This window comes from Allobaculum sp. (assembly GCF_047010065.1).
GTDB classification, from domain to species: Bacteria; Bacillota_I; Bacilli_A; order Erysipelotrichales; family Erysipelotrichaceae; genus Allobaculum; species Allobaculum fili.
In genome coordinates this window covers 1-2,663 of record NZ_JBKXLD010000157.1, presented here as the reverse complement: position 1 = coordinate 2,663, position 2,663 = coordinate 1, and the positions used below count along the sequence as shown (strand labels likewise).

3 protein-coding genes are annotated in these 2,663 nt (G+C 47.4%); all 3 read left to right on the top strand.

Features of this window, described 5'->3' with window-relative positions; genetic code table 11:
- The first annotated feature begins 472 nt into the window (after positions 1-472).
- Positions 473-1,408 (top strand): cysteine synthase A, encoded by a 936-nt coding sequence (cysK, locus tag ACLUYS_RS09770; protein ID WP_412659773.1) that lies wholly within the window; start codon positions 473-475, stop codon positions 1,406-1,408.
- A 351-nt stretch (positions 1,409-1,759) separates the two neighbouring features.
- Complete coding sequence (locus ACLUYS_RS09765) at positions 1,760-2,215, top strand: hypothetical protein (RefSeq protein WP_230268421.1); 456 nt, start codon at positions 1,760-1,762, stop codon at positions 2,213-2,215.
- Complete coding sequence (locus tag ACLUYS_RS09760; RefSeq protein WP_242745614.1) at positions 2,137-2,439, top strand: dihydrofolate reductase family protein; 303 nt, start codon at positions 2,137-2,139, stop codon at positions 2,437-2,439. The genes ACLUYS_RS09765 and ACLUYS_RS09760 overlap by 79 nt, the downstream gene beginning before the upstream one ends.
- The last annotated feature ends 224 nt before the right edge of the window (positions 2,440-2,663 follow it).

Genomic DNA, 2,663 nt, shown 5'->3' with positions numbered 1-2,663 from the left:
TTATCCCAAGGAGGCGGTCGAGAAAATACCCGTCTTTTATTTGACGCTTACTTTTGAAGGCGTTTTCATCCGCTTTTCGGTGTATAAAAAATGCTTCTGTTGATATATTTTAATTTTTCCTGTTGGACCGACCATTTTTCTTCCTTCAACCCTTCCTTTACCTGTCAAACGTTTTTAAAGCGAAAGCTTCGTCCGTTTTATGTTTTATATCCCTTAAACTGGGCTTTTTTTTGCATTTTCTGGAATTCGCTTTCTTTCGGATTTTCTTAAGCGTTTTTTATTAAAACAAACCAGCCTTTTATAAACCTATTGATTTAGTAGGTTTATTGGATTATGCTTGCGCCATGCTCGTTTTCGATCGGATTGAAGATTTGGGCATGTCAATTCATTCCATGCACAAAATCCGTAACCATACATACAGGAACGACATACAGGAACGGTTTGAAACCTGTTCAGAAGGAGGACCCCCGCTATGTCCAAGATCTATACCGCTGCCGATCAGCTGGTCGGACACACCCCGCTCGTTGAACTCACGCACATCGAAAAAGAGAACGGCCTGGATGCAAAAATTCTCGCCAAAGTGGAGTATTTTAATCCCTCGGGATCTGTCAAAGACCGAATTGCGCGCAAGATGATTGAAGATGCCGAAAAAGACGGCCGCCTCAAACCTGGCACAACCATCATTGAACCGACCTCCGGCAATACCGGAATCGGCCTGGCCGCCATCGCGGCTGCCAAAGGCTATCCGACGATTATCGTTCTTCCGGACTCGATGTCCAAAGAACGCCGTCAGCTCATGAAAGCGTTCGGCGCCCAGGTCGTTTTAACGCCCGGTGCTCAGGGTACAAAAGGCGCCATTGCCAAAGCCGAAGAACTGCTCAAGGAAATTCCGAACAGCTTCATGCCGGATCAGTTTGACAATCCATCTAATCCAAAAGCGCATTACGAACACACGGGTCCGGAAATCTGGGAAGATACCGACGGCAAAGTCGACATCTTCATTTCCGGCGTAGGTACAGGCGGAACGATCTCCGGTACCGGCAAATACCTCAAGGAAAAAAATCCGGATATCCAGATCATCGCTCTCGAACCTTCGGGATCGCCTGTACTGGCTGGCGGAAAGCCCGGTCCTCACAAAATTCAGGGCATCGGCGCCGGCTTTGTCCCAGAAACGCTCGACCGTGACATTTATGACGAATTGATCGAAGTCTCCAACGAGGCCGCCTATGACAGTGCACGGGAACTGGCCGCGAAAGAAGGCCTGCTGACCGGTATTTCTTCTGGTGCCGCATTATGGGCAGCCAAACAGGTAGCCAGCCGTCCGGAAAACAAAGGCAAGACAATTGTTGCTCTGCTGCCGGACAGCGGAGACCGCTACCTCTCTACCGATCTGTATCCAGACGCCTGATCCCTGTTTGAAATCTCGCATCACCAGAGTTCTAAACGAATCCAATCCATTCCTTATCCAAAACCTTATTTATCCAAATTACTTTTATCCATACTTTCAATTTTCGTCTCTGCTCCTCTGGCCCTCCAATCCGGAGGAGTTTTCTTTTCTTTGGATACATATCCGCGTAAGTCATTTCCCCTTTGATCAGTTTGCGGCAGCCAGATAGACCGTGCTTGACCTGAAGCAAGCTTCAGGTCGTACGATATAGATAAGGAAAACTCTCTGCGATCGAAACCGGCTTTGTATTCCCTCTCGGGAAGATGCAGATCCGACGGATCCGGAGAAAAGATCAAAGACAAGGAGAAAGAAATGAACAAGCCCTATATCCTCTGCCATATGATGATGTCCCTCGATGGACGCATCGACTGTGCCATTACCGCCTCCATTGACGGTTCGGACGAATATTATGAAACGCTCGAGGCTCTAGACACCCCTTCACATGTGAGCGGACGGGTGACTGCCGAACTGGAAATGGCTCTGCCTGGAAAATTTGAGAGCGCAAAAGATGCACCGTCCATCGGTAAAACTGCCTTTTCCAAAAACCAGACCACAGATCATTATGAAATCGTCCTCGATACCCACGGAACGCTGCTCTGGCCGAAAGCGAAAGATCTGGAAGATCCCCTGCTGATTGTGGTCTCTGAACAGGGGAGGAAAGATTATCTGGACGATCTCGATTCGAAAATATTTCCTGGATTGCCTGCGGAAAAGACCGGATCCATCTGCCGCGCGTCTGCGAAATTCTCAAAGACGAATTCCATGTAGGACGGATGGTAGTCGTTGGCGGCGGTACGATTAATGGCGCCTTTCTGGATGCGGGACTGCTTGATGAAGTAAGCATCCTTCTTGGACCGGCCATCGACGGCCACAATGGAATGCGGGCTGTATTTGACGGACTTCCCATGGATCGAAAACCTTTCAAGCTTCATCTCGATCATGTCCAGTCCTATCCAGACGGAGCCATCTGGCTGCGCTACACATTCCGGTAAGGAAAGGAACAGTTCGATCCGCTTCCTGCTGATGAAGCGGATGTTACCCATTCCAATAAAAAAAACGGATTTTCCATGAGGCTGCTGAAAAAGTCTCTTTAAATTCCGACATACATAAGTAAATTGTATGTCGGAATTTTTATTTGTCTGAAGTATCCGCACCGATGATCGAATTTATTAATATTTAAAATTGATTTTATTATATAATATATATAGGATGACGA

Excerpts from the sequence above, each read along its gene's own strand:
- cysK (WP_412659773.1), top strand. The coding sequence starts at position 473 with ATGTCCAAGATCTATACCGCTGCCGATCAGCTGGTCGGACACACCCCG.
- ACLUYS_RS09765 (WP_230268421.1), top strand. The coding sequence starts at position 1,760 with ATGAACAAGCCCTATATCCTCTGCCATATGATGATGTCCCTCGATGGA.